Source organism: Burkholderia lata (assembly GCF_000012945.1).
In the GTDB taxonomy this organism is placed as follows: domain Bacteria; phylum Pseudomonadota; class Gammaproteobacteria; order Burkholderiales; family Burkholderiaceae; genus Burkholderia; species Burkholderia lata.
In genome coordinates this window covers 3388502-3414604 of record NC_007510.1, presented here as the reverse complement: position 1 = coordinate 3414604, position 26103 = coordinate 3388502, and the positions used below count along the sequence as shown (strand labels likewise).

At 68.9% G+C, this 26103-nt stretch carries 27 protein-coding genes; 19 read left to right on the top strand and 8 right to left on the bottom strand.

What is annotated here, in order from left to right; translation table 11 throughout:
• Window positions 1-78 precede the first annotated feature (78 nt).
• Window positions 79-945, bottom strand: a complete 867-nt coding sequence (locus BCEP18194_RS21440; RefSeq protein ID WP_011353357.1) for an IclR family transcriptional regulator — start codon at window positions 943-945, stop codon at window positions 79-81.
• Window positions 946-1100: 155 nt separating this feature from the next.
• Between BCEP18194_RS21440 and BCEP18194_RS21435 the strand changes: the two genes are divergently transcribed.
• The 6 genes from BCEP18194_RS21435 (at window position 1101) to rfaE2 (ending at window position 7138) form a co-directional block, all read left to right on the top strand.
• Window positions 1101-2093 carry a fumarylacetoacetate hydrolase family protein gene (locus tag BCEP18194_RS21435; protein WP_011353356.1) on the top strand — a complete coding sequence of 331 codons (993 nt, stop codon included), beginning with the start codon at window positions 1101-1103 and terminating at the stop codon, window positions 2091-2093.
• A 137-nt stretch (window positions 2094-2230) separates the two neighbouring features.
• Entirely contained in the window at window positions 2231-3058 is an 828-nt protein-coding gene (locus BCEP18194_RS21430) for an enoyl-CoA hydratase/isomerase family protein (RefSeq protein ID WP_011353355.1), read from the top strand.
• Window positions 3059-3146: 88 nt separating this feature from the next.
• Window positions 3147-3905: a PhaM family polyhydroxyalkanoate granule multifunctional regulatory protein gene (locus BCEP18194_RS21425; RefSeq protein WP_011353354.1), complete on the top strand. Its 759-nt coding sequence runs from the start codon at window positions 3147-3149 to the stop codon at window positions 3903-3905.
• Between the two features lie 24 nt (window positions 3906-3929).
• Window positions 3930-5156 carry a patatin-like phospholipase family protein gene (locus BCEP18194_RS21420; RefSeq protein ID WP_011353353.1) on the top strand — a complete coding sequence of 409 codons (1227 nt, stop codon included), beginning with the start codon at window positions 3930-3932 and terminating at the stop codon, window positions 5154-5156.
• 467 nt (window positions 5157-5623) lie between these two features.
• The gene (locus tag BCEP18194_RS21415; protein WP_011353352.1) at window positions 5624-6502 is read left to right on the top strand and encodes a diiron oxygenase; all 879 of its coding nucleotides are present in this window, start codon (window positions 5624-5626) and stop codon (window positions 6500-6502) included.
• Window positions 6503-6652: 150 nt separating this feature from the next.
• Window positions 6653-7138 carry a D-glycero-beta-D-manno-heptose 1-phosphate adenylyltransferase gene (gene rfaE2, locus BCEP18194_RS21410; RefSeq protein WP_011353351.1) on the top strand — a complete coding sequence of 162 codons (486 nt, stop codon included), beginning with the start codon at window positions 6653-6655 and terminating at the stop codon, window positions 7136-7138.
• A gap of 16 nt (window positions 7139-7154) precedes the next feature.
• On the opposite strand, the gene BCEP18194_RS21405 is transcribed toward rfaE2, so the two are convergent.
• The 6 genes from BCEP18194_RS21405 to BCEP18194_RS21380 all read right to left on the bottom strand — a co-directional run bounded on the left by BCEP18194_RS21405 (window position 7155) and on the right by BCEP18194_RS21380 (window position 13108).
• Window positions 7155-7397, bottom strand: a complete 243-nt coding sequence (locus tag BCEP18194_RS21405; RefSeq protein WP_011353350.1) for a hypothetical protein — start codon at window positions 7395-7397, stop codon at window positions 7155-7157.
• 191 nt (window positions 7398-7588) lie between these two features.
• Window positions 7589-8389, bottom strand: coding sequence for a type III pantothenate kinase (locus BCEP18194_RS21400; protein ID WP_011353349.1), 801 nt, complete (start codon window positions 8387-8389; stop codon window positions 7589-7591).
• Complete coding sequence (locus BCEP18194_RS21395) at window positions 8386-9306, bottom strand: biotin--[acetyl-CoA-carboxylase] ligase (RefSeq protein ID WP_011353348.1); 921 nt, start codon at window positions 9304-9306, stop codon at window positions 8386-8388. Before BCEP18194_RS21395 ends, BCEP18194_RS21400 begins: the two co-directional genes overlap by 4 nt.
• Before the next feature lie 110 nt (window positions 9307-9416).
• Complete coding sequence (locus BCEP18194_RS21390) at window positions 9417-9956, bottom strand: hypothetical protein (protein WP_011353347.1); 540 nt, start codon at window positions 9954-9956, stop codon at window positions 9417-9419.
• Window positions 9957-10184: 228 nt separating this feature from the next.
• A complete protein-coding gene (locus BCEP18194_RS21385; RefSeq protein ID WP_011353346.1) occupies window positions 10185-11030 on the bottom strand; it encodes a tetratricopeptide repeat protein in 846 nt (281 codons plus the stop codon).
• Window positions 11031-11038: 8 nt separating this feature from the next.
• Complete coding sequence (locus BCEP18194_RS21380; RefSeq protein WP_011353345.1) at window positions 11039-13108, bottom strand: bifunctional 2',3'-cyclic-nucleotide 2'-phosphodiesterase/3'-nucleotidase; 2070 nt, start codon at window positions 13106-13108, stop codon at window positions 11039-11041.
• Window positions 13109-13413: 305 nt separating this feature from the next.
• Between BCEP18194_RS21380 and BCEP18194_RS21375 the strand changes: the two genes are divergently transcribed.
• The 10 genes from BCEP18194_RS21375 (at window position 13414) to BCEP18194_RS21330 (ending at window position 22595) form a co-directional block, all read left to right on the top strand.
• The gene (locus tag BCEP18194_RS21375; RefSeq protein ID WP_011353344.1) at window positions 13414-14538 is read left to right on the top strand and encodes an MlaE family ABC transporter permease; all 1125 of its coding nucleotides are present in this window, start codon (window positions 13414-13416) and stop codon (window positions 14536-14538) included.
• Complete coding sequence (locus BCEP18194_RS21370; RefSeq protein ID WP_011353343.1) at window positions 14535-15449, top strand: ABC transporter ATP-binding protein; 915 nt, start codon at window positions 14535-14537, stop codon at window positions 15447-15449. Before BCEP18194_RS21375 ends, BCEP18194_RS21370 begins: the two co-directional genes overlap by 4 nt.
• Before the next feature lie 18 nt (window positions 15450-15467).
• Window positions 15468-16397: an MlaD family protein gene (locus BCEP18194_RS21365; protein WP_011353342.1), complete on the top strand. Its 930-nt coding sequence runs from the start codon at window positions 15468-15470 to the stop codon at window positions 16395-16397.
• 23 nt (window positions 16398-16420) lie between these two features.
• The gene (locus BCEP18194_RS21360; RefSeq protein ID WP_425128738.1) at window positions 16421-17059 is read left to right on the top strand and encodes an ABC-type transport auxiliary lipoprotein family protein; all 639 of its coding nucleotides are present in this window, start codon (window positions 16421-16423) and stop codon (window positions 17057-17059) included.
• A 19-nt stretch (window positions 17060-17078) separates the two neighbouring features.
• The gene (locus BCEP18194_RS21355; RefSeq protein WP_011353340.1) at window positions 17079-18230 is read left to right on the top strand and encodes a VanZ family protein; all 1152 of its coding nucleotides are present in this window, start codon (window positions 17079-17081) and stop codon (window positions 18228-18230) included.
• Window positions 18231-18535: 305 nt separating this feature from the next.
• Complete coding sequence (locus tag BCEP18194_RS21350; protein WP_011353339.1) at window positions 18536-18853, top strand: (2Fe-2S) ferredoxin domain-containing protein; 318 nt, start codon at window positions 18536-18538, stop codon at window positions 18851-18853.
• A 13-nt stretch (window positions 18854-18866) separates the two neighbouring features.
• Complete coding sequence (locus BCEP18194_RS21345) at window positions 18867-19511, top strand: alpha/beta hydrolase (RefSeq protein ID WP_011353338.1); 645 nt, start codon at window positions 18867-18869, stop codon at window positions 19509-19511.
• A gap of 487 nt (window positions 19512-19998) precedes the next feature.
• Window positions 19999-21312 carry a D-alanyl-D-alanine carboxypeptidase family protein gene (locus BCEP18194_RS21340; protein WP_011353337.1) on the top strand — a complete coding sequence of 438 codons (1314 nt, stop codon included), beginning with the start codon at window positions 19999-20001 and terminating at the stop codon, window positions 21310-21312.
• 48 nt (window positions 21313-21360) lie between these two features.
• Entirely contained in the window at window positions 21361-22287 is a 927-nt protein-coding gene (locus BCEP18194_RS21335; RefSeq protein ID WP_011353336.1) for a D-amino acid aminotransferase, read from the top strand.
• Complete coding sequence (locus BCEP18194_RS21330; protein WP_011353335.1) at window positions 22287-22595, top strand: HP0495 family protein; 309 nt, start codon at window positions 22287-22289, stop codon at window positions 22593-22595. The genes BCEP18194_RS21335 and BCEP18194_RS21330 overlap by 1 nt, the downstream gene beginning before the upstream one ends.
• On the opposite strand, the gene BCEP18194_RS21325 is transcribed toward BCEP18194_RS21330, so the two are convergent.
• Window positions 22579-23565 (bottom strand): transcriptional regulator GcvA, encoded by a 987-nt coding sequence (locus tag BCEP18194_RS21325; protein ID WP_011353334.1) that lies wholly within the window; start codon window positions 23563-23565, stop codon window positions 22579-22581. The genes BCEP18194_RS21330 and BCEP18194_RS21325 overlap by 17 nt on opposite strands.
• A 102-nt stretch (window positions 23566-23667) precedes the next feature.
• Between BCEP18194_RS21325 and BCEP18194_RS21320 the strand changes: the two genes are divergently transcribed.
• The 3 genes from BCEP18194_RS21320 to lipA all read left to right on the top strand — a co-directional run bounded on the left by BCEP18194_RS21320 (window position 23668) and on the right by lipA (window position 25822).
• A complete protein-coding gene (locus BCEP18194_RS21320; protein ID WP_011353333.1) occupies window positions 23668-23994 on the top strand; it encodes a DUF2917 domain-containing protein in 327 nt (108 codons plus the stop codon).
• Window positions 23995-24078: 84 nt separating this feature from the next.
• Entirely contained in the window at window positions 24079-24837 is a 759-nt protein-coding gene (lipB, locus tag BCEP18194_RS21315) for a lipoyl(octanoyl) transferase LipB (protein ID WP_011353332.1), read from the top strand.
• Window positions 24830-25822 carry a lipoyl synthase gene (gene lipA / locus BCEP18194_RS21310; protein WP_011353331.1) on the top strand — a complete coding sequence of 331 codons (993 nt, stop codon included), beginning with the start codon at window positions 24830-24832 and terminating at the stop codon, window positions 25820-25822. The genes lipB and lipA overlap by 8 nt, the downstream gene beginning before the upstream one ends.
• Window positions 25823-26103: the final 281 nt, after the last annotated feature.

Sequence of the window (26103 nt, the reverse complement as noted above, 5' to 3'; positions counted from 1 at the left end):
CGCCGCGCGCGCCACAGGAATCGGACTGTCGAATGCGCCGCGCGTTCGCGCTGCGTGACGGGGTGGGTACCGGATGCGTCAGGCGTCGCGCGCGTCGGGACTATAGCCGAGTTCGTAAGACAGTTTCTGCGCGCATGCGCGCAGCGCGGTGTCGATCTCGCCGCCCCATGCAATGTCGAACGAGCCTTCCTGGCCGAGCGCGACGATCGCGAGCGCGAGTTCGCCGACCGCATCGAACACGGGCATGCAGAACGCGTGGATCGTCGGCAGCAGCATCCCCTCGACGCGCGCGGCCTCGTGCCGGCGCACGTCGGCGAGCACCGCGTCGACCTCGTCGAGCGTGCGCGGGCCGCCGTGGTGCGGCGAGCGGCGCGTATCGGCGAGTTCGCGCTCGAGCATCGCGGCGGTCTTGCTGCGCGGCAGGTACGCGGCGAACAGCAGCCCCGTCGCGGAGCCGAGCAGCGGCATCACGTCGCCGAGCTTCAGCGACGCCTTCGCCGGGTGGCTCGATTCCATCCAGTGGACGATCGTCGGCCCCTGGTTGCCCCACACGGCGATGCCGACCGTCTGGTCGAGGCGGTCGCGGAATTCGGTCAGCGCGATCCGCGCGAGCTTCACGCCGTCGACGCGCGCGAGCCGCGCAAGCCCCATCTGCAGCGCGAAGCCGCCGAGCTCGTAGCGGCCCGAGACGGGATCCTGCGACACCACGCCGAGCCGCGAGAAGCTGACCAGGTAGCGGTGCGCCTTCGCAGGACTCATGCCCGCGCGCTGCGCGAGGTCGCGCAGCATCATCGCGCGCGGCTCGCTCGTCAGCACGTCGAGCAGGCGGAAGCCGACCTCGATCGACTGGATGCCGGAACGGACCTTCTCGCCGTGCTCGCCGGAAGCGGCGTCGTCGGTGTCGGAGTCGGCGAGATCGTCGTCGGGAAGCGGGCTGGCAGGCATGGGCGGCAGGTGCGCGAAAAGGCGGTAGAAGTCGGGCTGAAAAACCGGGCCGAAAAATCGGGGCGAAAACGGCGCGCACAATCGCGGCGCGCCGCAGGGATTCACCATCGTAAAATAGATTCCCTCCATCGTCACTACAACGCCAGAGTCCCCTTATGAAACTTGCTTCGCTGAAGGACGGCACGCGCGACGGCCAGCTGATCGTCGTGTCGCGCGACCTGCACACCGCGGCGATCGCCGACGCGATCGCGCCGACGCTGCAGCGCGTCCTCGACGACTGGGCGTTCTACGCGCCGCAGCTGCGCGACCTGTACGACGCGCTGAACCACGGCCGCGCGCGCAATGCCTTCACGTTCGATCCGGCCAACTGCATGGCGCCGCTGCCGCGAGCGTTCCAGTGGGCCGACGGCTCCGCGTACGTGAACCACGTCGAGCTCGTGCGCCGCGCGCGCGGCGCGGAGATGCCGCCCGAATTCTGGACCGACCCGCTGATGTACCAGGGCGGCAGCGACGATTTTCTCGGGGCCCGCGACGACGTCGTGTGCCCGTCCGAGGAATGGGGCGTCGATTTCGAGGCGGAAGTCGCGGTGATCACCGGCGACGTGCGGATGAGCGCGACGCCCGACGAAGCGCTGAAGGCCGTGCGGCTCGTCACGCTCGTGAACGACGTGTCGCTGCGCAACCTGATTCCGGCCGAGCTCGCGAAGGGCTTTGGCTTCTTCCAGAGCAAGCCGGCTACCGCGTTCGCGCCGGTCGCCGTGACGCCCGACGAGCTCGGCGACGAATGGCGCGAAGGCCGCGTGCACCGGCCGATGATCGTCCACTGGAACGGCAAGAAGGTCGGCCAGCCCGATGCGGGCACCGACATGGTGTTCCACTTCGGCCAGCTGGTCGCGCATGCGGCGAAGACGCGCAACCTGCGCGCCGGCTCGATCGTCGGCTCGGGCACGGTGTCGAACAAGGACGCGAAGCGCGGCTATTGCTGCATCGCCGAGAAGCGCTGCCTCGAGACGATCGAGCACGGTGCGCCGCAGACCGAATTCATGCGCTACGGCGATACCGTGCGCATCGAGATGTTCGACACGGCCGGCAAGTCGATCTTCGGTGCGATCGAGCAGTCGGTCGCCCCGCCGGACGGCGCGGCGTAAGTCACGCGGAGCGCGTAGCGCTCCGCGTTCGCGAAACCCGGGCCCGGCCCGCGCGCCGGGTTTCGCCTGATGTTTGCCCGCGCGGGCTTGGCTACACTCGATTCAGGGGCGCGAGAGCCTCGAGCAAGGAGCAGCGCATGGCCAATCTCGCCGCGTACGGCGGTTACGAAGCACTGAAGGTGACGCGCCGCGATCATGGCGTGCTCGACATCGTGATGAGCGGCGAGGGCACGAACCGCAGCGGCCTCGCGACCGCGAACGCGCGCATGCATCGCGAGCTCGCCGACATCTGGCGCGACGTCGACCGCGATCCCGACACGCGCGTCGCGGTGATCCGTGGCGAAGGCAAGGGCTTCTCGGCGGGCGGCGATCTCGCGCTCGTCGAGGACATGGCGAACGACTTCGACGTGCGCGCCCGCGTGTGGCGCGAGGCGCGCGACCTCGTCTACAACGTGATCAACTGCAGCAAGCCGATCGTCTCGGCGATGCATGGCCCGGCCGTCGGCGCGGGGCTCGTCGCCGGGCTGCTCGCGGACATCTCGATCGCCGCGAAGGATGCACGCATCATCGACGGCCACACGCGGCTCGGCGTCGCGGCAGGCGACCACGCGGCGATCGTGTGGCCGCTGCTGTGCGGGATGGCGAAGGCGAAGTACTACCTGATGCTGTGCGAGCCGGTGAGCGGCGAGGAGGCCGAGCGGATCGGGCTGGTATCGCTCGCGGTCGAGCCGGCCGACCTGCTGCCGAAGGCCTACGAAGTGGCCGAGCGGCTCGCGCACGGTTCGCAGTCGGCGATCCGCTGGACCAAGTACGCATTGAACAACTGGCTGCGCACGGCCGGGCCGACCTTCGATACGTCGCTCGCGCTCGAATTCATGGGGTTTGCCGGGCCCGACGTGCAGGAAGGCATCCGCTCGCTGCGCGAGCGCCGTCCGCCCGAGTTCCCCGGCGACGCGCCGTTCTGACACGCGCTGGCGCTATGATCGATCCAGGCGCGGCTCGCGCGATGCATGGCGGCCGCCTCGTTCTCACCCAGTCAACCAGGACGCCCGTATGACGACCGATGCCTCCGGCTCCAACCCTTTCGCCGGCTTTGCCGGCTTCAAGCCCGCCGACATGATGGACCGCATGTGGGACATGATGCGGATGTCGCCGTTCGGCGGGATGACGTCGTTTCCGGGCGCCACGCAAGGGCTGCCGCCGTCGCTGTCGAGCATGTCCGACATGATGGCGCCGCTCACGAGCGTCGAGGAGCTCGACAAGCGGATCACCGATCTGCGCGCCGTCGAGCAGTGGCTGAAGCTCAATCTCGGGATGCTGCAGTCGGCGATCCAGGCGCTCGAGGTGCAGCGTGCGACGCTCGCGACGCTGCGTGCGTTCGGCGCGTTCGCGCAGAGCTCGATGTCGGCGGCCGAGGAAGCGGCCGTCGCGGCCGCGCATGCGGCGAAACAGGCGTCGGGCGACGCGTCGCCGGCACCGGATGCCGACGCGTCGGATGCGGCGGCGGGCGACGCCGCGCAGCAGGCCTTCGATCCCTCCGGCTGGTGGAACCTGCTGCAGTCGCAGTTCAACCAGCTCGCGAGCCTCGCGATGACGCAGCCGGGCATGCAGCCCGCCGCGCCGGGCGCTGCGCCGGCGGACGCGGCGGCGCAGCCGGAGCCGGAGCCCGCGGCGAAGCCGGCACCGGCCGCCGCCGCGCCGCGCAAGCCCGCCACGAAGCGCGCGAAGTCGGCCGGTGCGGCCGGTTCGGCCGCGGCGCGCGCGGCAGCCGCTTCGTCGCCCGAAACCCGTCCGCCGAAGCGCTCGACGTGACGCGGCGCAGGTAGCAGGTCGATCATGCGGCTCGCGCTCGTTCTGATGGGAGGTGGCGCACGTGCCGCATATCAGGTCGGCGTGCTGAAGGCGCTGGCCGAGATCGCGCGCGAGGCCGATCCGCAGCGGCACACGCTGCCGTTCGCGGTCGTGTGCGGCTCGTCGGCCGGCGCGATCAACGCGACGTCGATCGCGAGCCATGCAGACGATTTTTCCCACGGCGTGCGGCGCCTGCTCGAATTCTGGGAGCCGCTGCGCGCCGACTACGTGTATCGCACCGACTGGCTCGGCATCGCGGCCGCCGGCGCACGCTGGCTCGCGGCGATGACCTTCGGCTGGGCGGCCCGCCGCTCGCCGCGCGGGTTGCTCGACAACGCGCCGCTCGCGCACCTGCTGCAGCGCGAGCTGAGTTTCCACCGGATCGAACAGATGCTCGAGGCGCGCCTGCTGCACGCGCTTTCGGTGACGGCGCTCAGCTATTCGAGCGGGCGGCACCTCACGTTCTACCAGGCGGCCCAGCCGATCCAGGCATGGCGGCGCGCGCAGCGCACCGCGCGGCTCGTCGACCTGTCGGCGTCGCACCTGCTCGCGTCGTCGGCGATTCCGTTCGTGTTCCCGGCCGTCCCGCTCGTGCTCGACGGGCAGATCGAATACTTCGGTGACGGGTCGATCCGGCAGATCGCGCCGCTGTCACCGGCGATCCACTTCGGCGCGGACCGGATCGTCGTGGTCGGCGCGGCCGACCCGCGGCCCGAGATCCCGGCCGCGAACGGCACCGGGCTGGTACGCGGCTACCCGACGCTCGCGCAGATCGGCCAGCAGGTGCTCGCGAGCGTGTTCCTCGACTCGATCGGCTCGGACATCGAGCGCATCGAGCACATCAACCGGATGATCGAGCACCTGCCGCACCAGGTCGAGGTGGACAGCGGCTGGCGGCACGTCGACGTGCTCGCGATCGCGCCGTCCGAGCGCATCGAGCTGATCGCCGCGAAGCACCTGAAGCAGATGCCGGCGACGATGCGCGGGCTGCTCGGCGCGATCGGCGGCAGCCAGCCGGCCGGCGCGTCGTTCGCGAGCTACCTGCTGTTCGAGGAGGCGTTCACGCGCGAACTGATCGAGCTCGGCTACCGCGACGGGCGCGCGCAGCGCGACACGCTGGCCGGCTGGATTGCGCGGGCGGACGGCGGCAGCGCGCCGGCTGCCGGCATGCCGCCGGAAGACGGTCTCGCGACCGGCGAAATACGGGTCTGATGCGTACAGGGCAATGTAAGGTTGCGTTTTCGCGACGGTCGGCCGCGACCGATCGCCGCACCGCGATTGGCGGCGCACGACCGGCCAGGCGTCTCGGAACCGTCATGCACGCGTGATATCATGGCCGCCGCCGTATACACCATATCGAGCAGCCCGCCGATCCGGCATCCGCACGGGACCTTTCGGGGAACCCGCCTGGGGCAGGGGACGGGCGCGCCAACGAGCCGGCCAGCGCCGGCCCCCACTCAGGCAAGCGTGCAGCCGGTTCCGTTCGCGGAGCGTGGCTGCGGCATGCTGCAACAGCGGCGGCGCGGCCGCCCGGCTGCCGGACGAGGAATCCCCGTCCGGCGGGCCGGTTTCCCGCGTAAAATTAGAGTCTTGGCTGCAAAAAGCGCGCTCGGGCGTGCTTGCGCGGCAACAGTCACGTTTAGAGAAGTCGCATTGCGCAGAACAGGGGTGGGACCATCATGAACACGATGCTTTATCCGGAACTTTACCGATCGCTCGAAGCCGTCCGCTGGGACATGGAGAAGGACATTCCGTGGGACAAGTTCGACGCTTCGCTGCTCACCGACGAGCAGGCGAAGACGATCAAGATGAACGCGATCACCGAATGGTCGGCGCTGCCCGCGACGGAAATGTTCCTGCGCGACAACCAGCACGACAGCGACTTTTCCGCGTTCATGAGCGTGTGGTTCTTTGAAGAGCAGAAGCATTCGCTCGTGCTGATGGAATACCTGCGCCGCTTCAAGCCGGAAATGGTGCCGACCGAAGAGGAACTGCACGCGGTGCGCTTCCAGTTCGACCCGGCGCCGCCGCTCGAGACGCTGATGCTGCACTTCTGCGGCGAGATCCGCCTGAACCACTGGTACCGTTGCGCGGCCGACTGGCACACCGAGCCGGTCATCAAGCAGATCTACGAAACGATCTCGCGCGATGAAGCACGCCACGGCGGCGCATACCTGCGCTACATGAAGAAGGCGCTGAACAACTGCGGCGACGTCGCACGTGCCGCGTTCGCGAAGATCGGCGTGCTGATGGCGTCGGCGCGCCGCACCGAGAAGCCGCTGCACCCGACCAACCTGCACGTGAACCAGGCGCTGTTCCCGCGCGACACCGTGCAATCGCGCCTGCCCGATCCGGAATGGCTCGAGCGCTGGCTCGACGAGCAGATCCGTTTCGACGGCGAGTGGGAAAAGAAGGTTGTCGAGCGGATCCTGCACAACCTGTCGATCCTGTTCGAGCGCACGTTCGCGACCGCGCAGGAGCTGAACCGCTACCGCAAGGAAGTCACCGGCCGCCTGCAGGCCGAAAGCGGCCCGTCGTCGGCCGCGCAGCCGGCCTGAGGCCGGTTGGTGCCGCAGCCGGCGTGAATCGCGCCGGCCGCGTCGCGCGATGTCGTACCCGTTGCATGAAGCCCGCCCGGTCAGTCCGGCGGGCTTTTTATCTGGCGCCGCCGCCGCGCGCGCCGTTGCCCATTCCGTCCGACTTCCATCATGTCCGCCACCTTCGAACGCAAGCTGATCACCCGTGATGCCCTCGTCGCCCTGCGCGCGTCGCTGCCGTCACCCGTCGTGTTCACCAACGGCGTATTCGACATCCTGCATCGCGGCCACGTCACGTATCTCGCCGATGCGAAAGCGCTCGGCGCATGCCTGATCGTCGGGGTGAACAGCGACGCGTCGGTACGCATGCTCGGCAAGGGCGACGACCGGCCGATCAATCGCCAGGAAGATCGCGCGGCGCTGCTCGCGGCGCTGGAAAGCGTCGACTGGGTCGTGACGTTCGAGGAAAAGACGCCCGTGTCGCTGATCGAGGCCGTCCGGCCGGACATTCTCGTGAAGGGCGGCGACTACGACATGGATGCGTTGCCGGAGTCGGCATTGGTGCGTGGCTGGGGTGGCCGCGCGCTGGCGATTCCGTTCGAGCACGATCGCTCGACCACCGCGTTGCTGAAGAAGGTACGCGCGCAGCAGCCCTGAGCGCCGCCTGGCGCCGTCAGGGCGCGGACGCCGCGAGCGGCTCGGCCGTGACGGCCGGCGGCGCGATCGGGCCGCCGATGACGGGCTGGTCGGAGGCCTGCGCAAGCGGCGTCACGCGCAGCGCATCGGGCCGCACCTGCCGCGCCAGCACGCCGGGTTCGCGCGGGCCGGCCGCCGGCAGCGGCCCGAACACGCCGCGCGCCACCACGAACGCCAGCATGTTGGCGAGAAAGAGAACAGCGATCAGCCAGCGCAGCATCGTCGATACTCCTCGTCGTCATTGACGTGGTTCACGTCATTCAATCGGGCCGGCCGCATCGCCGGCTTTTTCATTCCTGCCGTTGACCGTGCGTGCGGGTCGCCGTCGTGGCGCGGCCCTTCACCGTCATCGTGACGCAGGCCCGCATGGGCTCGCGTCGCCGTGCGCCGGCGCGATGCCGGCGCTTTCCGTCACGCCTGCGCCGCCGTTGCGGCCGCCGCTTCCGCGGCAATCAGCGCGAGCCCGGACAGGATCAGTGCATCGTGACGCGTATGCGGGAGCGTCAGCGCACGCGCGACGTCGTCCGCCGCGCCGCCGGCCAGCACGAGCCGCACGGGCGCCTGCCATGCGTCGGCGAGATCGCGCCACGCGCGTTCGATCAGCCCGGCCTGCGCGTACAGGCAGCCGGCCGACAGCGAGCGCGGCGTGTCGACCTGGAACGGTTCGGCCTGCGCGCCAGCAAGCAGGCCGCTCGCGATGTCGGTGGTCAGCGTCGGCAACTGCGCGGTGTGCGTGCCGAGCGCGCGCATCATCAGCGCCCAGCCCGGTGCGATCAGCCCACCCGTGAAGCGGCCGTCCGCGCGTAGTGCTTCGAGCGTCGTCGCGGTGCCGAACGTCGCGATCAGCAGGTGTTCGCCTGGAAACGCCGCGTGCGCGCCGATCAGGCCGGCCCAGCGGTCGCTGCCGAGCTGGTCGGGCGTCGTATAGCCGTTCGTCACGCCGCATTGCGTGTGGCGCGAGCGTATCGTCGTGCGCGGCAGGCCCGGCCAGCGGGCGTCGAGCAGCGTGTCGAGCCGGGCGGCCACGTCGGCGCCCGCGACGTTCGAGATCCACGCGCCGCGCGGACGCGGCAGGGTCGACCAGTCGGGATCGGCGCCGCCGTCGCGGGTGTGGCCGAACGCGCCCGTCTCGACGAGCGTGCGCTGCGCATCGGCGAGCGCCCACTTGATCCGGCTGTTGCCGGCGTCGATCAGCAGGTGCGGCTCGTTCATTGCGCTTCGCGCAGCGACACGTCGCCGGCGGCGATGGCCTGCATGCCGTCCGGCGTATCGAGCAGCAGCTGGCCGGTCGCATCGATGCCGGTCGCGATGCCGCGCGCACGTTCGACGCCCTGTTCGAGCAGGACGACTTCGCGTCCCGCGTACGCGTGCAGCGCATGCCAACGGGGCAGGAACGGCGCGAGCCCTTCGGCGCCGAACTGCGCGAGCGCGGGCGTGAGCGCGTTCAGCGACGCGGCGAGCGTATCGGTGAGGTTGGCGGATGCGCACGCGATCGACAGCGCGGCGGGCGGCAGCCCGCTCGCGAGCGTCGCTTCGCGCGCACGCAGCGCATCGACCTGCGCGGCGACGGCTTCCGCGCCGCGCACGTTGATGCCGAAGCCGATCACGACGGCGGTGGCATCGGCGCTGGCCCACGCGGTTTCGATCAGGATCCCGGCGAGCTTGCCGACGATACGCGGCGTGCCGTCGTCGGTGGCCGTCAGCAGCAGGTCGTTCGGCCATTTGAGCGCGACGCGCGAGCGGGCGTCGAGCGGCAGCGCGGCCAGCCCTTCGGCGAGTGCAACGCCGATCGCGATGCTGAGGCCGCCGAGCGCGTCGACGGGGCGCGGCACGATGCAGCCGACCGAGCACAGCAGCGCATTGCCGGGCTGCGCGAACCACGGGCGGCCCTGCCGGCCGCGGCCGGCCGTCTGCTCGAACGCGACGCGCACGAGCGGCGCGGGCAGCGCGTTCGCGTTGCGTGGCAGCGCCTTGAGCCGGGTGGCGACGTCGGCGTTGGTCGAGCCGGTGGCGGCGACGATGTCGAGCGGCCACGCACGCGGCGCGGCGTCCAGGTGCGCCTCGAGCCGGTTGCGCGCGATGTGCGCGTCGCCGGAATCGGGCGTGTCGGAGGAGGTGGGGGCGTTCATGGCGCCTATTGTAGCGACAGGGGGCGATGGCGCGCGTCGAGCGCCGCGCGCGACCGGGGAGGGCGGCGCGCGGCCGCCCGCATGCGAGCGGCGCCGCGGCGCCGCACCGCTCAATGCTTTTCCATCCGCTCCAGCGCCTTGATGTCTTCCTCGGACGTCATTTCGCAGGCCAGCAGCGTCTTGCCCTTCAGCGCCGGGCCCTGGCGGGCCGACACGAGGATCAGCGCACCGCCCGGGCCACGGACCGTCAGCCGGCGCGAATAGCCGACGGACGACGCGCCCAGCAGGTGGCCCTTCTCGAGGGTGAGCTGGTAGCGTTTCGCGAGCTGGTCGGCGACCTCGCCGTCCACCAGCACGCCGATTCCGGTACTGACAAACACGACCTGCTGCGTCGTGAAGCCGTCGCGATGGATCGGCTCCGGCAGGCGATAGACCGCGGCACCCAGCATCGACTCGTCCGGTTTCGGATCGGCCGCCTTGGCGGTGTTGTAGATCGAGTCCATCAGGTCCGACGTGAACGGCGGCTTGCAAAGTGCGGCATTGAAGATGTCGGGCTGGGCGGGCGATGCGGCGAGTGCGGTGAGCGGCGCGCCGGCAATGACAAGGGCGCCGACGGCAGCGGCGCCAAGCCTGGAAAGGCGATGGGACATGGATGCAGTTCTCTCAGGTTTTATTGTGAGGCTGCATGGTAATGCATTGCCGCGCGCCGAACGATCGGCTGGGAGCGGCCGGATGGCGGCAAGGCAACCGGCGTGCGCGCCCGCGCCCCGCGATCGATTCCGTTGCCGGGTGATCGATGCGCGGGGCGGCGGGGCACGCGCGTCATGCAGCCGGCGGGATGCCGGTTCGTGCGCGTGCGCTTGCTCGCGGACGAACCGCTACGGCGCGACGACCGGGTGCTTCAGCGCATGCGCGGTCTCGATCCACTGCGCGTGGAATTCGTCCGCGTCGGGCTTGAGCCCGAGCTCGCCGTTGCGATAGGCCATTGCGAGCGTCTGCACGGCTTCCGGCAGCTCGTGCTCGGCGGCGCGGCGATACAGCGCCAGCGCGCGCGCCTCGTCGCGCGGCACGCCGCTGCCGTCCCGGTACGCGTTCGCGAGCATGAAGTCCGCGGCCGGGATGTCCGCGCGCGACGCGACGTCGAACCAGTGCGCGGCCTGAACGGGATCGGCGGCGACGCCATAACCGCTGCGATAGATCAGCCCGAGGTAATACGCAGCGGCCGGGTCGTCCTGCGCGGCCGCTTCGCCGAGCAGCGTGCGGGCGCGTGCGTAGTCCTTCGGCATGTCGCTGCTGCCGAGCAGCAACGCCTTGCCGAGCGCGAGCTGCGCACGCCGGGCAGCCGGCGCGTCGGCCTTGCCGTCTGCCGCCGCGGCCGTTTCCAGCCAGCCGCGCCCCTCGTCGCGCAGCCCCGGTTCGCGCGCGTCGGCGAGCGCGATGCCGAGCGCCGCCTGCGCGTCGCCCGAGCCGCGGCGTGCCAGCGTGCGCAACTGCGCGAGCGCGTGCGGCTCGGTGGCCTGCGTGACCATCGCCTGCCACTCGTCGAGCTGCGCGGCGCTCGGCGCGGGGCCGGCGCCTCGCAGGCCGGTTGCCGCGACGACGGCCGCGACGGTCACGGCCGCCGCCGCGAGCAGCGCGGCCGGCGGGAGTTTCGCGCGCAGCAGGCGCCGCGCGGCGGCGGCGAGGCCGGTTTCGGCCGGCCGCATCGTCCGGATCGGTTGCATCGCGGGCCTCATTGCGTGAGGTCGATTTCGTAGGTGGCGAGGTTCTTGCCCGAACCGTCGTCGGCCACGACCTGCGTGATGCCGGTCAGGCCGGCCGCCGCCGCGTCGCCGAGGCGGTTCGGCGCGGACGCGAACTGCACGTGCGCGACCGAGCTCGCGAGCTTCGTGAAGCGCCAGCTGCGCTGCGCGCCGTCGGCCGTGCGCGTGATCTTGCCGCGCTGCTTCACGAACGCGATCAGCACGTCGCGGTTTGCATCCGGCGACGCGAAGATCGTCTTGCTGCCGTCGAGGCCCGGGAAGTTGCCGCCGCCGCTTGCGCGGTAGTTGTTGGTCGCGACGATGAACTGCGCGTTCGGGTCGATCGCCGCGCCCTTGTACGTCAGGTTCTTGATCCGGCTGCCGACCGGCTGCGTGACGTCGATTTCATACGCGAGATCGGCCGACGTGAACATGTCGAAGTTGTAGCCGGGGAACGTGCTGACGAGCGGCTGCACGGTCGCCTTGGTCGGGTCGATGCGGTTGAAGCGCTTGGCCGCGGTTTCGAGCCAGTTCTTCACGTCGGCGCCGCTCACCTTCACCGCGTACACGGTGTTCGGGTACAGGTACAGGTCGGCCGCGTTGTTGATCGCGAGTGCGCCCGGCGCGACGTCGGTGTAGTCGGTGCCGCCGCCGAAGCCGCTCTTGAACGGAGCGCTGACCGACAGCACCGGCAGCGACGCGTATTGCGGCAGGTTCGCCTGCACGTAGGTCTTCACGTAGTCGGCCTGCGCTTCGTTGACGATCTGGATCGCACCCGGATCGCCGACATCGGCGAAGTACGAGTTCATCCGGTAGTCGGTCGAGCCGATCGGCGTCTTCACGTAGTCGATCGTCGCCTGGTGCTCGGCGGCGATGGCGGCGGAAACCGACGGATCGGCCGCGACGTAGCTCTTGTCGGCGTTCTGGATCGGGCGCGCCTCGACGGTCGTCTGCGACTTGTCGACGCTCCACGTCTTGCCGTCGAACTTCAGGCCGAGCTTGATCACGCCGAGATGCTTGCCCCAGTAGTTGGCCATCACGGTCGGCACGCCGTTGACGGTGCCCTTGACCTTGTCGACGCCCGGCAGGTTGAACTGCGACACGGTGCTGTTCGCGTCCGGGAACACCTGGTGCGAATGGCCGATCAGCATCGCGTCGATGCCGGTTACCTTCGACAGCCACCAGCTGCCGTTCTCCATCGTCGGCGAATACGCGGAATTGTCGAGGCCGCCGTGCGAGATCGCGACGACGAGATCGGCGCCCTTCGCGCGCATCTCCGGAACGTACTTCTCGGCCGCTTCCTTCAGGCCGGTCGTGTAGACCTTGCCGTCGAGCCAGCGCTTGTCCCAGTTCATGATCGCGGGCGGCGTGAAGCCGATGATGCCGATCTTCACGGGCGCGCTGACCGTCTTGCCGTCCGGCGTCGTCGCGGTCACGGTGCGGGTCAGGATCGTGTACGGCGTGAACAGCGGCGCGTTGGTCTTCGCGCTGATCACGTTCGCCAGCACCTGCGGGAAGTTCGGGCCCGCGCACTTCTTCTGCTGGGCCGGCGCCGGCAGGCCGTCGACCTCGAACGTGTTGCCGGTCACCTGCGACAGGTACGGCAGCCCGTAGTTGAATTCGTGGTTGCCGATGCCGCCGCCGTCGAATTTCGCGGCGTTCATCACCTTGTAGATCGCGAGCGTCTGGTCGCAGCTGACCGGCTTCACGAGCGCCTGGTAGTCCGACAGCGCCGTGCCCTGGATCGTGTCGCCGTTGTCGAGCAGCAGCGTGTTCGGATACTGCTTGCGCGCTTGTGCAATCAGCGTCGACACGCGCTCGAAGCCGAGCGAATTGTCGGCGGCGAGCTTGAAATAGTCATACGACAGCACGTTGGTGTGCAGGTCGGTCGTCTCGAGCAGGGCGAGCGTGGCCGTCGTGCCGACAGGCGCCTGGGCTGCCGGCGGCGTCACCGGCGGCGAGGTGACGTCGTCGCCGCCACAGGCGGCGAGGATGAAGGCGAGGCTGGCGAGCGCGGCGATGGCCGGCACGCGACGGCGGGAAAGCAGGGGGAGACGCATCGGTTGTCCTGTTCGGTGTTCTGTTTTATGAAATGCGAGTACGCAACGAATGGCGGCGCGGGGCGCCGACGGCCTGATGTGCGGCGCGTGAGAGTATCGAAAGGAAACGTGACGGAAGAATGAAAGGTGGTGAAGCCGGCGGCGGGCAGGGGGCGACGACGCCCGCGCGCACCCCGGGGCGGGCGACTCGGCCAGGCGTCTCCGGCCCGGCGCTCCAGCGCGGCGCCCCCACGGAAATCCTCACGTCGCGTCGCCGGGCGGTTCGCTACAATGGCCGCTGTCACCTTTTTGCAAACAACCTGCCCTTGGACTTCGAGACTCCTCCCGGCCTGTCGGTCGACGCCGGCGGCCAGGGCCAGACGGTGCGGCTGTACGGCCAGTGGACCGCGCTCGCGCTTGCACGCAATCGCGGCGCGGTGGCGCGTCGTGTCGCGAGCATCGCGTCCGGGCGCGTGAGCGAATGGGATCTGTCCGGCATCGAGCGGCTCGACCACGTCGGCGGCCAGGCGCTGTGGCGCGTGTGGGGCCGCAAGCTGCCGCCCGGCGTCGCGTTGAGCGTGACGCAGCGCACGATCTTCGAGCGCATCGAGCGGCTCGACAGCGAGCGCGAGGCGCCCGAGCGCGTGGTGCGCTTCGATCCCGTCACGCGGCTCGGCCAGGCGATCTTCGGGTTCGGCGAACACCTGCAGGGCGGCATCGCGATGTTCGGCCTCGTGATCCTCGATGCGCTGTCGGTGCTGCGCCGCCCGAAGACGATGCCGTGGAAGGAAACCTCGGCGAACATCTACAGCGCCGGCGCGCAGGCGCTGCCGATCACCGCGCTCGTCGCGTTCCTGATCGGCATCGTGCTCAGCTACCTGTCCGCGCAGCAGCTGCAGATGTTCGGCGCGAACCGCTACATCGTGAACATCCTCGGGCTGTCGGTGATCCGCGAGCTCGGCCCGGTGCTGTCGGCGATTCTCGTCGCGGGCCGCTCGGGCTCGGCGATCACCGCGCAGATCGGCGTGATGCGCGTGACCGAGGAGCTCGACGCGATGCGCGTGATGGGCATCCCGCACGGGCTGCGGCTGATCCTGCCGCGCGTGCTCGCACTCGGCATCGCGATGCCGCTGCTCGTGATGTGGACCAACATCGTCGCGCTGACGGGCGGCGCGCTCGCCGCGAAGCTCGTGCTCGGCATCGACGTCAATTATTTCGTGCGCTCGCTGCCGGGCGTCGTGCCGATCGCGAACCTGTACATCGGCGTCGGCAAGGGCATCGTGTTCGGCATGCTGATCGCGCTGGTCGCCTGCCATTTCGGTTTCCGGATCAAGGCGAACTCGCAGAGCCTCGGCGAAGGCACGACCACGTCGGTCGTGTCGTCGATCACGGTCGTGATCCTCGCCGACGCGGTGTTCGCGATCCTGTTCCAGAACGTGGGGCTCGGATGAACGCATCGAACGAAACGGACGCCCACGCCGCGGCCATCGGTGCCGGGTCGGTCGGTACCGGGCCGGCGGCGTCGGCCGATGCCGACGACCTCGTGATCGAGGTGCGCAACCTGACCAAGCGCTACGGGCGCAACATCATTCACCAGAAGCTCGACTTCGATGTGCGGCGCGGCGAGATCGTGTCGATCGTCGGCGGCTCGGGCTCCGGCAAGACCACGCTCGTGCGGCAGATCCTCGGCCTCGAGCGGCCGACCTCGGGCACGATCAAGGTGTTCGGCGAGGATACGGCGACCATCGACGACGCGAGCGCGCGGATGATGCGCACGCGCTCCGGGATGCTGTTCCAGCAGGGCGCGCTGTTCTCGTCGATGACGGTGTTCGACAACGTCGCGCAGCCGCTGCGCGAGCTCGGCCGCGTGCCGCCGGATCTGCTGCACGACATCGTGATGCTGAAGCTCGAGATGGTCGGGCTGCCGTGCAAGCACGCGTCGAAGATGCCGGCCGCGCTGTCGGGCGGGATGGTCAAGCGGGTCGGCATCGCGCGCGCGATCGCGCTCGAGCCCGAGCTGCTGTTCCTCGACGAGCCGACGGCCGGCCTCGATCCGCAGGCGTCGGACGAATTCGTCGAGCTGATCGCGACGCTGCACCGCACGCTCGGGCTGACCGTCGTGATGGTGACGCACGATCTCGACACGATGGTCGCGCTGTCGACGCGCGTCGCGGTGCTGGCCGACCGGAAGGTGCTGGTCGCGGCGCCGGTCGAGGAGGCCGCGAACGTTGACCATCCGTTCATCCACGAATATTTCCTGGGGCTGCGCGGGCGCCGCGCATTGCAGGCGCTGCCGCCCGAGCGGCGCGCGAAGCTGCCGAAGGCGGCCCTCGAACCGGCGCTGTCGAGCGTCGAGCTGTAGGCACGAAGGAATCCGCGAATGGAAAACAAATCACATGCGTTCTGGGCCGGCCTGTTCACGATCGCGCTGACGCTCGCGATCGCGGGCACCGTGTTCTGGTTCAACGTCGACCGCACCGTGCGCGTGCCGTACGACCTGCTCGCGCGCACCAACGTGACGGGGCTGTTCCCGGACGCGGCCGTGCGCTTTCGCGGCCTCGACGTCGGCAAGGTCCAGTCGATCGGCTTCGATCGCTCGCACCCGGGCCAGATCCGGATCCGGATCCTCGTCGACCACGACGCGCCGATCACGCAGTCGACCTACGGCAGCCTCGGCTTCCAGGGCGTGACGGGCATCGCGTTCGTGCAGCTCGAGGACACGGGCCGCGACCTGGCGCCGCTGCCGTCGTCGACCAAGGCGATCGCGCAGATCCCGATGCGGCCGAGCCTGTTCGACCAGATCCAGGAGCGTGGCGACGTGCTGCTGCGGCAGCTCGAGCTGGCGGCGAAGAGCGCGAATGCGCTGATGTCGCCCGAGATGCGCGAGCAGTTGCGCGCGACAGCCGAAAGCCTGCAGCACGCGGCCGATGGCGCCACCACGCTGACGAAGCAGCTCGGCCCGGCGGTGACCGCGCTGCCGGAAACGATGCACGAGGTGAACCGCGCGATGGCGTCGGCGAACACGCTGCTGCAGCCGAACGGGCCGCTCGTGTCGAACCTGAACAAGGCCGGCACGGCCGCCGAGCAGATCGGCGTCGCGCTGAACGGGCTCAACGCGCGCGTGCAGTACGACACGCTGCCGCGCTTCAATGCGCTCGCCGGCAGCGTCGGCGACGCATCGCGGCAATTGAAGGACGTGGCCGGTGAACTTGGCCGCAATCCGCGCAGTCTGTTGTTCGGTTCGCCCGGCGCGGCGCCGGGGCCCGGCGAGCCGGGCTTCGTCTGGCCGGGTGCGACGGCCGGGCAGTGATACCCATCGAAACCGGAAACATCATGCAGGAACACGCCATGCCACGAATCCTTGACCGCGCGCTGCGTCCCGCCGCGGCCGCGCTTGCCGTGCTGACGCTGTCGCTCGCGGCCGGCTGCGCCGGCAACAGCGCGGTGCTGTCGAATGTCCGCTATGACCTCGGGCCGGCCACGTCGGTCGTGACCGCGGGCCCGGGCCCCGCGCTGAAGGTGCTCGACGTCGCCGCGCCCGACGCGCTCGACTCCGACAAGTTCGCCTACCGCCTCGCGTACGTGGACGCGCAGCACGTGGCCGTCTATCGCGACAGCCGCTGGACCGCGCCGCCCGCACAACTGCTCACGCAGCGGCTGCGCGGCGCGCTGTCGTCGCGCGGCACGGTGCTCGAAGGGTCCGACGGCGTGCGCGCGCCGACGCTCAAGGTCGACCTGAACGAATTCGAACAGGTGTTCGACGGCCAGTCGCAGAGCCACGGCGCCGTCACCGCGCGCGCGACGCTGACGCTCGACGGCAAGGTGCTCGGCCAGCGCACGTTCGTTGCACGCGCGCCGTCGAGCACGCCCGACGCGGCGGGCGGCGCCCGCGCGCTCGCGACGGCGAGCGACCAGCTCGTGTCGCAGATCGCCGCGTGGGTCGGCATGCAGGCGTACGCGGGCACGCCGTGACGCGTGCCGCGCAGCCGCGATGAGCGCGACCGGCACCCCTCGTGCATCGCCGCTCGCGCGGCAGGCCTTTGCCGCTTACGCGGCACTCATCGTCTACGCATCGCTGTATCCGTTCGAAGGCTGGGTGTCGCTCGGCATCGGGCCGTTCGACTACCTGTTCGCGCCGATGCAGCGCTACGTGACCGCCTTCGACGTGGTCACGAACGTGCTCGGCTACCTGCCGTTCGGCGCGCTCGCCGTGCTCGCGTTGCACCCGCGCTGGCGCGGCGTGGCCGCGACGCTGATCGCGGCCGGGCTCGGCGTGCTGTTGTCGGGCTCGATGGAAGCGCTGCAAACCTACTTGCCGACGCGCGTCGCGTCGAATCTCGATCTCGCGGCCAACGCGCTCGGCGCGCTGCTGGGCGCGGCGCTCGTCGCGCCGGCCACCGGTGCACTGCTCGATCGCGGCGCGCTGCGCCGGCTGCGCTTCGCGTGGTTCGAGGACGACGGCGCGACGCCGTTGCTGCTCGCCGGGCTGTGGCCCTTCGCGATCCTGTTTCCGTCGCCGTTCCTGTTCGGCATCGGCGACTGGCCGGCTGCGTTGTGGGAGCGCGCCGACGCGTCGATGCAGGACGCGCTGCTCGCGTGGCTGCCGGCCGCGTGGCGGGTGGGCGAATGGCCGGAGCGCGTCGACGGCTGGCTGTCCGACTCCGGGTGGGAGGCCGCGCTCGGCGGGTTGATGCTGTTCGCCGCGCTGACGATCGCATCGCTCGCGATGCGGCCGCGCGCGCCGCGCATCCGGCTCCTGATCGCGCTCGTCGCCGCGACGCTCGTGCTGAAGGCGGCCGCGACGTTCATGCAGTCGGCCACCGGCCTCGTCGTCGTGTGGGCGACGCCCGGCGCGCGGCTCGGGATCGAGCTCGGCTTCGCGGCCGCGCTCGTCGCGCTGCACGTGCCGGCGACGTGGCGCGCGACGCTTGCGGCGCTCGCGCTGCTGGCCGGCGTGGCGCTCGTGAACCTGCTGCCGGTCAATCCGTTCTTCGACTTCACGCTGTCGGGCTGGCGGCAGGGCCGCTACGTGCACTTCAACAGCCTCGCGCGCTGGCTCGCGTGGATCTGGCCCTACGCGGCGCTGATCTGGCTCGGCCAGCGCGTCGAGCATGCGTGGCTGCCGGCCGTGTTGCGCCGCTGACGTGGTGGTCAGGGCCACGCGGCGGCCGTATCGCGGGCAGCCGTGCGCGCCGCTCGCTATAATCGTCCGCATGAGTGCAGTGTTCGGCACCAATCGGCACTTATGTGCGGCGCCTTCGCGCCCGTGGCCGCGTTGCAAATCCTCGCGATGCCACCAGGCATCGCTGCGGTTTGCGCCTTGCCCCGAGCACGAATCCGCTAGCACATAAGCGCCGCTTGGCACCGAACACTACACGCCCGCTGCCCCGCGCAGCGGCAACCACCCCTCTTTCCGCACGGCCTCGCGCCGGGCCGCTCGTCACCATCATGGATTCCTACTACCAGCACCACGTCTTCTTCTGCCTGAACCAGCGCGAACCGGGCGCCGAGCGCCCGAGCTGCGCGCAATGCGACGCGCAGAGCATGCAGGAATACGCGAAAAAGCGCGTGAAGGAACTCGGCCTCGCGGGGCCCGGCAAGGTTCGCATCAACAAGGCCGGCTGCCTCGACCGCTGCGAGGAAGGGCCCGTGATGGTCGTGTATCCGGAAGGCACGTGGTACACGTACGTCGACCAGGCCGACATCGACGAGATCGTCGAATCGCACCTGCGCGACGGCAAGGTCGTCGACCGCCTGAAGATCTGAGCGGGCCGGCCGAATGAACGTTCATACGCAGAAGTCGCTGATCGCGGGCCCGGTCGGGCAGATCGAAATCGCGGTCGACCTTCCCGACGCCGTGCGCGAAAGCGGCGCCGCGCCGCGCGGCATCGCGCTGGTCGCGCATCCGCATCCGCTGTTCGGCGGCACGATGGACAACAAGGTCGCGCAAACCCTCGCGCGCACGCTCGTGCAGTTGAACTACGTCGTGTTCCGGTCGAACTTCCGCGGCGTCGGCGCGACCGATGGCGTGCACGACAACGGCACCGGCGAGGCCGACGACCTGCTCGCGGTGCTCGCGCACATGCGTGCGCAGCCCGCGTATGCGGACCTGCCGCTCGTGCTCGCGGGCTTCTCGTTCGGCACCTTCGTGCTGTCGCACGTCGCGAAGCGGTTGCGCGACGCGGGCGAGACGATCGAGCGGATGGTGTTCGTCGGCACGGCCGCGAGCCGCTGGCAGGTGGCCGACGTGCCGGAGAACACGCTCGTGATCCACGGCGAAACCGACGACACGGTGCCGATCGCTTCCGTGTACGACTGGGCGCGGCCGCAGGAGCTGCCGGTCGTCGTGATCCCCGGTGCCGAGCATTTCCTGCATCGCAAGCTGCACGTGCTGAAGCGCATCATCGTCGACGCCTGGCGCTAGCCAGTGCGCGGGGGCCGGCGTAACGCCGGCAGCCCGCGTCGCCTCTCACACAGGATCTCCGGCCCACGCCGGACGCGCGTTCTCCCCGCGCGACATCGCGCCGCAGCGTGCGGCGCAATCCGACTTCCACCTCGCCTGCGCATGCCTTTCGCACACCTTCGCGTGCGATGACGTGCAGCTTGCCGTCACCCTGCACCCGATGCGGATGTGCAACTGTCCGGCGTCAGGTTCGCGAAAACGCCCTGCGCGGCCACGTATAATGGCCGGATTCCGCGTCGCCCGCGGCCCGGCTGGGCCCATTGCGGCGCTCGTTTCGCCGCCTGTCCGCCCGCTCGCGACGGCCGCGAACCGAACGCGTCCGCACGAGTCCAACCGGCGCGTTTCGCGTCGCCCGACGATTTCGGGCGAGTGCCCGAAACGCCCGCCGCCTTGCCGTTCAACCCTGCGCGTTTCGCACCGCACTTTCTGCCATCAGCCTGAATCGATCATGCGTCTGTCTCCCCAAGGCCTCAAGTCCCTCGCTTCCTCCATCGCCTTCGGCACCGCCGCGCGCAACGTCGCGCTCGGCGTGATGCTGCCCGTCGCGCTCGCGTCGACGATCGTCGTCGCCGAGGCGAAGCCGGCCGCCAAGGCCAAGGCCGCGCATGCGGCGCCGGCCGCCACCGAGCAGTTCACCGGCGCGCCCGCGACCTACATGCCGGGCGCCGTACCGCCGCCGGGCGTGAATGCGCGCTCGTGGGTGCTCGTCGATGCGACCAGCAACACGGTGCTCGCGTCGGGCAATGCCGATGAACGCGTCGAGCCCGCGTCGCTGACGAAGCTGATGACCGCGTACCTCGTGTTCGAGGCGCTCGACAAGAAGAAGATCTCGATGGAGCAGATCGTCACGCCGAGCGAGGCCGTGCGCCGCGTCGGCCGCGACGAGTCGCGCATGTTCATCGAGGCGAACAAGCCGGTGTCCGTGCACGACCTCGTGTACGGGATGATCATCCAGTCGGGCAACGACGCCGCGATCGCGCTGGCCGAACTCGTGGGCGGCAGCGAAGGGCAGTTCGTCACGTTGATGAACGACGAGGCTGCGCGCCTCGGCATGAAGGGCACGCACTTCGCCGACGTGAACGGCATGCCCGACCCGAACCACTACACGACGGCCGGCGACCTCGCGAAGCTGTCCGCGCACCTGATCCGCGATTTTCCGCAGTACTACAGCATCTTCTCGGAGAAGGAATTCAAGTACAACAACATCCGCCAGGGCAACCGCAACCGCCTGCTGTGGCTCGACCCGACGGTCGACGGCCTGAAGACGGGCCATACGCAAGCGGCCGGCTACTGCCTGATCGCGTCGGCGAAGCGCGCGATCCCGGGTGTGGACGGCCAGCGCCGCCTGGTGTCGGTGATGATGGGCGAGCAGAAGGAAGGCGAGCGCACGCAGGACAGCATGAAGATGCTGAACTACGGCTACAGCGCGTTCGATTCGGTGCGCCTGTTCAAGGGCGGCCAGGCGATGTCGACGCCGCGCATCTACAAGGGCAAGGAAAACACCGTGCAGGTCGGCGTGAAGGGCGACCAGTGGGCGACCGTGCCGCGCGGCCTCGGCGACAAGATCAAGACGGAAGTCGACGTCAATGCGCCGCTGATCGCGCCGCTCGCGGAAGGCCAGCAGGTCGGCACCGTGAAGATCGTCGCCGACGGCAAGACGCTGTCCGAATTCCCGGTTGTGGCACTGCAGGCCGTGCCGGAAGCGGGTATCTTCGGGCGTATCTGGGACTCGATCCTGCTGATGTTCAGCAAGAAGAAGTAAGCACGACGGGCCTTTGTTTTTACGACTTCATCCCCATCTGTCATAGCTATGAGCCAAGCCGAATTTGAACCGATCGTCTACCTCAGCGTGTCGTCGCAGGAGGAAATGGTGCCGCTGTCGGAAGCCCGTGTACCGGTGCTCGACCGCGGGTTCATCTTCGGCGACGGCGTGTATGAAGTCGTCCCCGTTTATGCGCACGACGGCGCGCACGTGCCGTTCCGGATCGAGCAGCATCTGGCCCGGCTCGAGCGCAGCCTGAAGAAGATCGGCATCGCGAGCCCGCACGACGACGCGGGCTGGCGTGCGCTGATCGAGCGCGTCGTCGCGGCGAATGCCGAAGGGCTCGGCGAAGGCAACGCGCTCGTCTACCTGCAGGTGACGCGCGGTGTCGCGAAGCGCGGCCACGCGTTCCCGGCGAACGCGGTGCCGACGGTGTTCGTGATGACGAGCCCGCTGCGCCTGCCGTCCGCCGAAGAACGCGCGCAGGGTGTGCGCTGCGTGACGGCCGAGGATCGTCGCTGGCTGCATTGCGACATCAAGTCGATCTCGCTGCTCGGCAACGTGCTGATGGCGCAGCATGCGGCCGAACGCGATGCGTTCGAGACGCTGCAGCTGCGCGACGGCAACCTGACGGAAGGTTCGTCGTCGAACGTGTGGATCGTGAAGAACGGCGAGCTGCTTGCGCCGCCGCGCAGCAACAAGATCCTCGAGGGGATCCGCTACGCGCTGATCGAGGAGCTGGCCGACGAATGCAAGATTCCGTTCGTTGCACGCGAGATCAGCGAAGTGGAGTTGCGCGCAGCCGACGAAATCATGATCACGTCGGCCACGAAGGAAGTGCTGCCCGTCACGTCGCTCGACGATCTGCCCGTGCAGGGCGGCAAGCCGGGCCCCGTGTTCGCGGCGTTGTATGACGCGTACCAGCGCGCGAAAGCGCGCGAGTTTGAACAGTTTGACCTAACCCGGAGCAAATGATGAGCGAACCGACCAAAACCATCGAGGTGACCGGCGCGATCGATACCCGGAAGGAGTCGCTGCTGGAGTTCCCGTGCGATTTCCCGATCAAGATCATGGGCAAGGCGCACCCCGAGTTCAAGGACACGATCTTCAAGGTCGTCGCGGTTCACGACAACGAGATCGATGTCGAGAAGATCGAGGAGCGCGCGTCGAGCGGCGGTAATTACACGGGCCTCACGATCACCGTGCGGGCGACGAGCCAGGAACAGCTCGACAACATCTACCGCGCACTGACCGGCCATCCGATGGTCAAGGTCGTACTCTAAGCGCTTTCCAGCCTCCTTCCTGCGCGCACTCGGCGGGGGTCTTCCCCGCCGCGCGCCGCGCGTCCAGCTCGTCGCACAGCCGCTTGTATTCGGCGACTTCCTGAAGCAGCCAGGTCCTGAACGCCTGCACGCGCGGCGTGTTCAGGAGCGGCGGCGGACACACGAAAAAATAGTGCCACGGGCTCGGCCCGTCGATGTCGAACAGGCGCACGATGCGCCCGTCGAGCAGGTCGTGCACCGCGAGCGAGCGGCGCACCAGCGCGATGCCCTGGCCGTCGATCGCGGCCAGCAGCAGGTTCGACGAATCCTGGTACAGAATCCCCCGTTTCGGCTCGGTCAGCGTCTTGAGCCCGGCCGCGTCGAACCACGGCCGCCACAGCTCGTCGTCCGAGCGCAGCAGGTTGTAGTGCGCGAGATCGGCGGGCGTTTGCGGCAGCTTGCCGCCATTGAGCGTCGGCGCGCACGCCGGAAAGAACACCTCGTCGAACAGCGGCTCGACATGGAGCCCCGGATAGTTGCCCTGACCAAAGCGGATCGCGATGTCGACGTCGTCGCGTGCGAAATCGGTGAGCGAGTTGGTCGACTGCAGCTCGACGTCGATTTCCGGATGCCGCTCGATGAACGTGCCGATGCGCGGCGTGATGAAGCGCGCGGCGAACGACGACAGCATCGACACCACGAGCCGTCGGTCGCGGTCGCTCGCGCGCACGTCGCGGGTCGCATCGGCGATCACCATCAGCGCGGTGCGGATCTGCTGCGCGTAGCGCATGCCGGCGTCGGTCAGGCACAGCCGCTTGCCGTTGCGCGTGAACAGCTGCACGCCGAGCTCCTCCTCGAGCGCGCGTACCTGGTGGCTGACCGCGCCGTGCGTGACGTACAGCTCGTCGGCGGCGCGCGAGAAATTCTCGTGACGGGCGGCGGCTTCGAACGCGCGAATCGCGTTCAGCGCAGGTAGCTGGCGGAGGTCCATTTGCTAATTTTCCTCACATCGACGTGAAAATTGGTCGTTTTGTCAGACGCCTTGAAGTGACTACGATTGTAGCCATCGAAGCACTTATTGGCGGAGTCGATCATGCAAGAAATTTCTTCAAGCATCACGTTCGAAATCCCCGCGGGCGAAACCGTGCCGATGAAGGTACAACGCAGCACGCGGCTGGTGGTGCAGTGCGGGCCGGTGTGGGCGACGCGCAGCAACGACGTCGACGACTACTTCCTGGTCGACGGCGAGACGCTGAAGCTGCGCCGCGGCGAGCGGCTGTGGCTCAGCGCGGAAGGTCGCGAGGGCGCGTGCGTGGCGTTCTCGGTATCGCGGCCGCCCCGGGAAGTCGCGCTCGGCGGGCTGGCACGGCTGCGCGAACGCGTGACCGCGCTGCTCCATGACGGATGGCGCACCGTCTGACCACTATTTCCTCCGACGGATACCGGCGATCCGTCCCCTCTCCAAGGCCGGCGAGACCCACGGGTTTTCGGTAAACTACCGCCCATGTCCGTTTCGCCGGTTTCCATCGTGTCTACGCCTGTTGCCGTTTCCGCATCGCCCGCCGGGTCCCCGGATCAGCCGGCCCCGCCGGTCACCGTGCGCTGGCGGGGTGTCGAGACCTACGAGGCGAGCTTCGACGCGATGCGCGCGTTCACCGACGCGCGCACGGCCGACACCGGCGACGAGATCTGGCTGGTCGAGCACCCGCCCGTCTACACGCTCGGCCAGGCCGGCGACCCGTCCCACCTGCTGGTGGCCGACAGCGGCGTGCCGCTCGTGAAGGTCGACCGCGGGGGGCAAATCACTTATCACGGCCCCGGCCAGATCGTCGCGTACCTGCTGCTGGACCTGCGCCGGCGCAAGCTGATGGTGCGCACGCTGGTGACGAAGATCGAGGAGGCCGTGATCGAAACCCTCGCGGCGTATAATCTCGCTTCGGTCCGCAAGGCGGGTGCGCCCGGGATCTACGTGGCATCCGGCGTGCACGAGGGCGCGAAAATCGCGGCCCTCGGCCTGAAGATCCGCAACGGCTGCAGCTATCACGGGCTGAGCCTGAACGTGAAGATGGATCTGCGCCCGTTTCTTGCGATCAACCCGTGCGGCTATGCCGGACTGGAAACTGTCGACATGGCGAGCCTCGAGGTTGCCGCCGACTGGAACGACGTCGCCCACACGCTGGTGCGCCGTCTGATCGCCAACCTCGACGGCGCATCCGCGGCCGCCGACAAGCCGCAGGCACTGGAACAACATTCGAATGACTGACGTTACCGCTTCCCCCGCACTGGCCGATTCGGCCGCGACCCCTGCCTACGATCCGACCGCCAAGCAGAAGGCGCAGGCGAAGACGGCGCGCATCCCGATCAAGGTCATTCCGATCGAGAAGCTGAAGAAGCCCGAGTGGATCCGCGTGAAGGCGGCCACCGGCAGCTCGCGCTTCAACGAGATCAAGACGATCCTGCGTGAGCACAACCTGCATACGGTGTGCGAGGAAGCGAGCTGCCCGAACATCGGCGAATGCTTCGGCAAGGGCACCGCGACGTTCATGATCATGGGCGACAAGTGCACGCGCCGCTGCCCGTTCTGCGACGTCGGTCATGGCCGTCCCGATCCGCTGGATCCGGACGAGCCGAAGAACCTCGCACGCACGATCGGCGCGCTGAAGCTCAAGTACGTGGTGATCACGAGCGTCGACCGCGACGACCTGCGTGACGGCGGCGCCGGCCACTTCGTCGAGTGCATCCGCGAAGTGCGCGAGCAGTCGCCGGAAACGCGCATCGAGATCCTGACGCCGGATTTCCGCGGCCGTCTCGACCGCGCGATCTCGATCCTGAACGCCGCCCCGCCGGACGTGATGAACCACAACCTCGAAACGGTGCCGCGCCTGTACAAGGAAGCGCGCCCGGGTTCGGACTACGCGCACTCGCTGAAGCTGCTGAAGGACTTCAAGGCGCTGCATCCGGACGTCGCGACGAAGTCGGGCCTGATGGTCGGCCTCGGCGAAACCGAAGAGGAAATCCTGCAGGTGATGCGCGACCTGCGCGCGCACGACGTCGACATGCTGACGATCGGCCAGTACCTGCAACCGTCCGAGCACCACCTGCCGGTGCGTGCGTACGTGCATCCCGATACCTTCAAGATGTACGAGGAAGAGGCGTACAAGATGGGCTTCACGCACGCGGCCGTCGGCGCGATGGTGCGGTCGAGCTATCACGCCGATCTGCAGGCGCACGGGGCCGGGGTGGTCTGAGCGCCGTTGCTTCGCCGTCTTCCGGCGATCACGAAAAAAGCCCGCAGCGATGCGGGCTTTTTTGTTGGTGCGGACGCGGAGCCTAGCCGAACGGCCGAATTGTGTGCCGGCAGGGTGCCGTCGATGATGTATGCGACGACGAAGTGTCGGGCTACGCAACACGCCAGAGTTGTGCTGTCGACGGTGCCAGCGTTGGGTACGGTAGCGTATTGCCCATCAACGAGTACCCTTTAAGGTGTCGAATGAGAACTCTTATAACGGTTAATGGTTCTCATTGGAGC

Coding starts and splice junctions, on each gene's coding strand:
- BCEP18194_RS21440 (WP_011353357.1), bottom strand. CDS start 945: ATGCCTGCCAGCCCGCTTCCCGACGACGATCTCGCCGACTCCGACACC.
- BCEP18194_RS21435 (WP_011353356.1), top strand. CDS start 1,101: ATGAAACTTGCTTCGCTGAAGGACGGCACGCGCGACGGCCAGCTGATC.
- BCEP18194_RS21430 (WP_011353355.1), top strand. CDS start 2,231: ATGGCCAATCTCGCCGCGTACGGCGGTTACGAAGCACTGAAGGTGACG.
- BCEP18194_RS21425 (WP_011353354.1), top strand. CDS start 3,147: ATGACGACCGATGCCTCCGGCTCCAACCCTTTCGCCGGCTTTGCCGGC.
- BCEP18194_RS21420 (WP_011353353.1), top strand. CDS start 3,930: ATGCGGCTCGCGCTCGTTCTGATGGGAGGTGGCGCACGTGCCGCATAT.
- BCEP18194_RS21415 (WP_011353352.1), top strand. CDS start 5,624: ATGAACACGATGCTTTATCCGGAACTTTACCGATCGCTCGAAGCCGTC.
- rfaE2 (WP_011353351.1), top strand. CDS start 6,653: ATGTCCGCCACCTTCGAACGCAAGCTGATCACCCGTGATGCCCTCGTC.
- BCEP18194_RS21405 (WP_011353350.1), bottom strand. CDS start 7,397: ATGCTGCGCTGGCTGATCGCTGTTCTCTTTCTCGCCAACATGCTGGCG.
- BCEP18194_RS21400 (WP_011353349.1), bottom strand. CDS start 8,389: ATGAACGAGCCGCACCTGCTGATCGACGCCGGCAACAGCCGGATCAAG.
- BCEP18194_RS21395 (WP_011353348.1), bottom strand. CDS start 9,306: ATGAACGCCCCCACCTCCTCCGACACGCCCGATTCCGGCGACGCGCAC.
- BCEP18194_RS21390 (WP_011353347.1), bottom strand. CDS start 9,956: ATGTCCCATCGCCTTTCCAGGCTTGGCGCCGCTGCCGTCGGCGCCCTT.
- BCEP18194_RS21385 (WP_011353346.1), bottom strand. CDS start 11,030: ATGCAACCGATCCGGACGATGCGGCCGGCCGAAACCGGCCTCGCCGCC.
- BCEP18194_RS21380 (WP_011353345.1), bottom strand. CDS start 13,108: ATGCGTCTCCCCCTGCTTTCCCGCCGTCGCGTGCCGGCCATCGCCGCG.
- BCEP18194_RS21370 (WP_011353343.1), top strand. CDS start 14,535: ATGAACGCATCGAACGAAACGGACGCCCACGCCGCGGCCATCGGTGCC.
- BCEP18194_RS21365 (WP_011353342.1), top strand. CDS start 15,468: ATGGAAAACAAATCACATGCGTTCTGGGCCGGCCTGTTCACGATCGCG.
- BCEP18194_RS21360 (WP_425128738.1), top strand. CDS start 16,421: ATGCAGGAACACGCCATGCCACGAATCCTTGACCGCGCGCTGCGTCCC.
- BCEP18194_RS21355 (WP_011353340.1), top strand. CDS start 17,079: ATGAGCGCGACCGGCACCCCTCGTGCATCGCCGCTCGCGCGGCAGGCC.
- BCEP18194_RS21350 (WP_011353339.1), top strand. CDS start 18,536: ATGGATTCCTACTACCAGCACCACGTCTTCTTCTGCCTGAACCAGCGC.
- BCEP18194_RS21345 (WP_011353338.1), top strand. CDS start 18,867: ATGAACGTTCATACGCAGAAGTCGCTGATCGCGGGCCCGGTCGGGCAG.
- BCEP18194_RS21340 (WP_011353337.1), top strand. CDS start 19,999: ATGCGTCTGTCTCCCCAAGGCCTCAAGTCCCTCGCTTCCTCCATCGCC.
- BCEP18194_RS21335 (WP_011353336.1), top strand. CDS start 21,361: ATGAGCCAAGCCGAATTTGAACCGATCGTCTACCTCAGCGTGTCGTCG.
- BCEP18194_RS21330 (WP_011353335.1), top strand. CDS start 22,287: ATGAGCGAACCGACCAAAACCATCGAGGTGACCGGCGCGATCGATACC.
- BCEP18194_RS21325 (WP_011353334.1), bottom strand. CDS start 23,565: ATGGACCTCCGCCAGCTACCTGCGCTGAACGCGATTCGCGCGTTCGAA.
- BCEP18194_RS21320 (WP_011353333.1), top strand. CDS start 23,668: ATGCAAGAAATTTCTTCAAGCATCACGTTCGAAATCCCCGCGGGCGAA.
- lipB (WP_011353332.1), top strand. CDS start 24,079: ATGTCCGTTTCGCCGGTTTCCATCGTGTCTACGCCTGTTGCCGTTTCC.
- lipA (WP_011353331.1), top strand. CDS start 24,830: ATGACTGACGTTACCGCTTCCCCCGCACTGGCCGATTCGGCCGCGACC.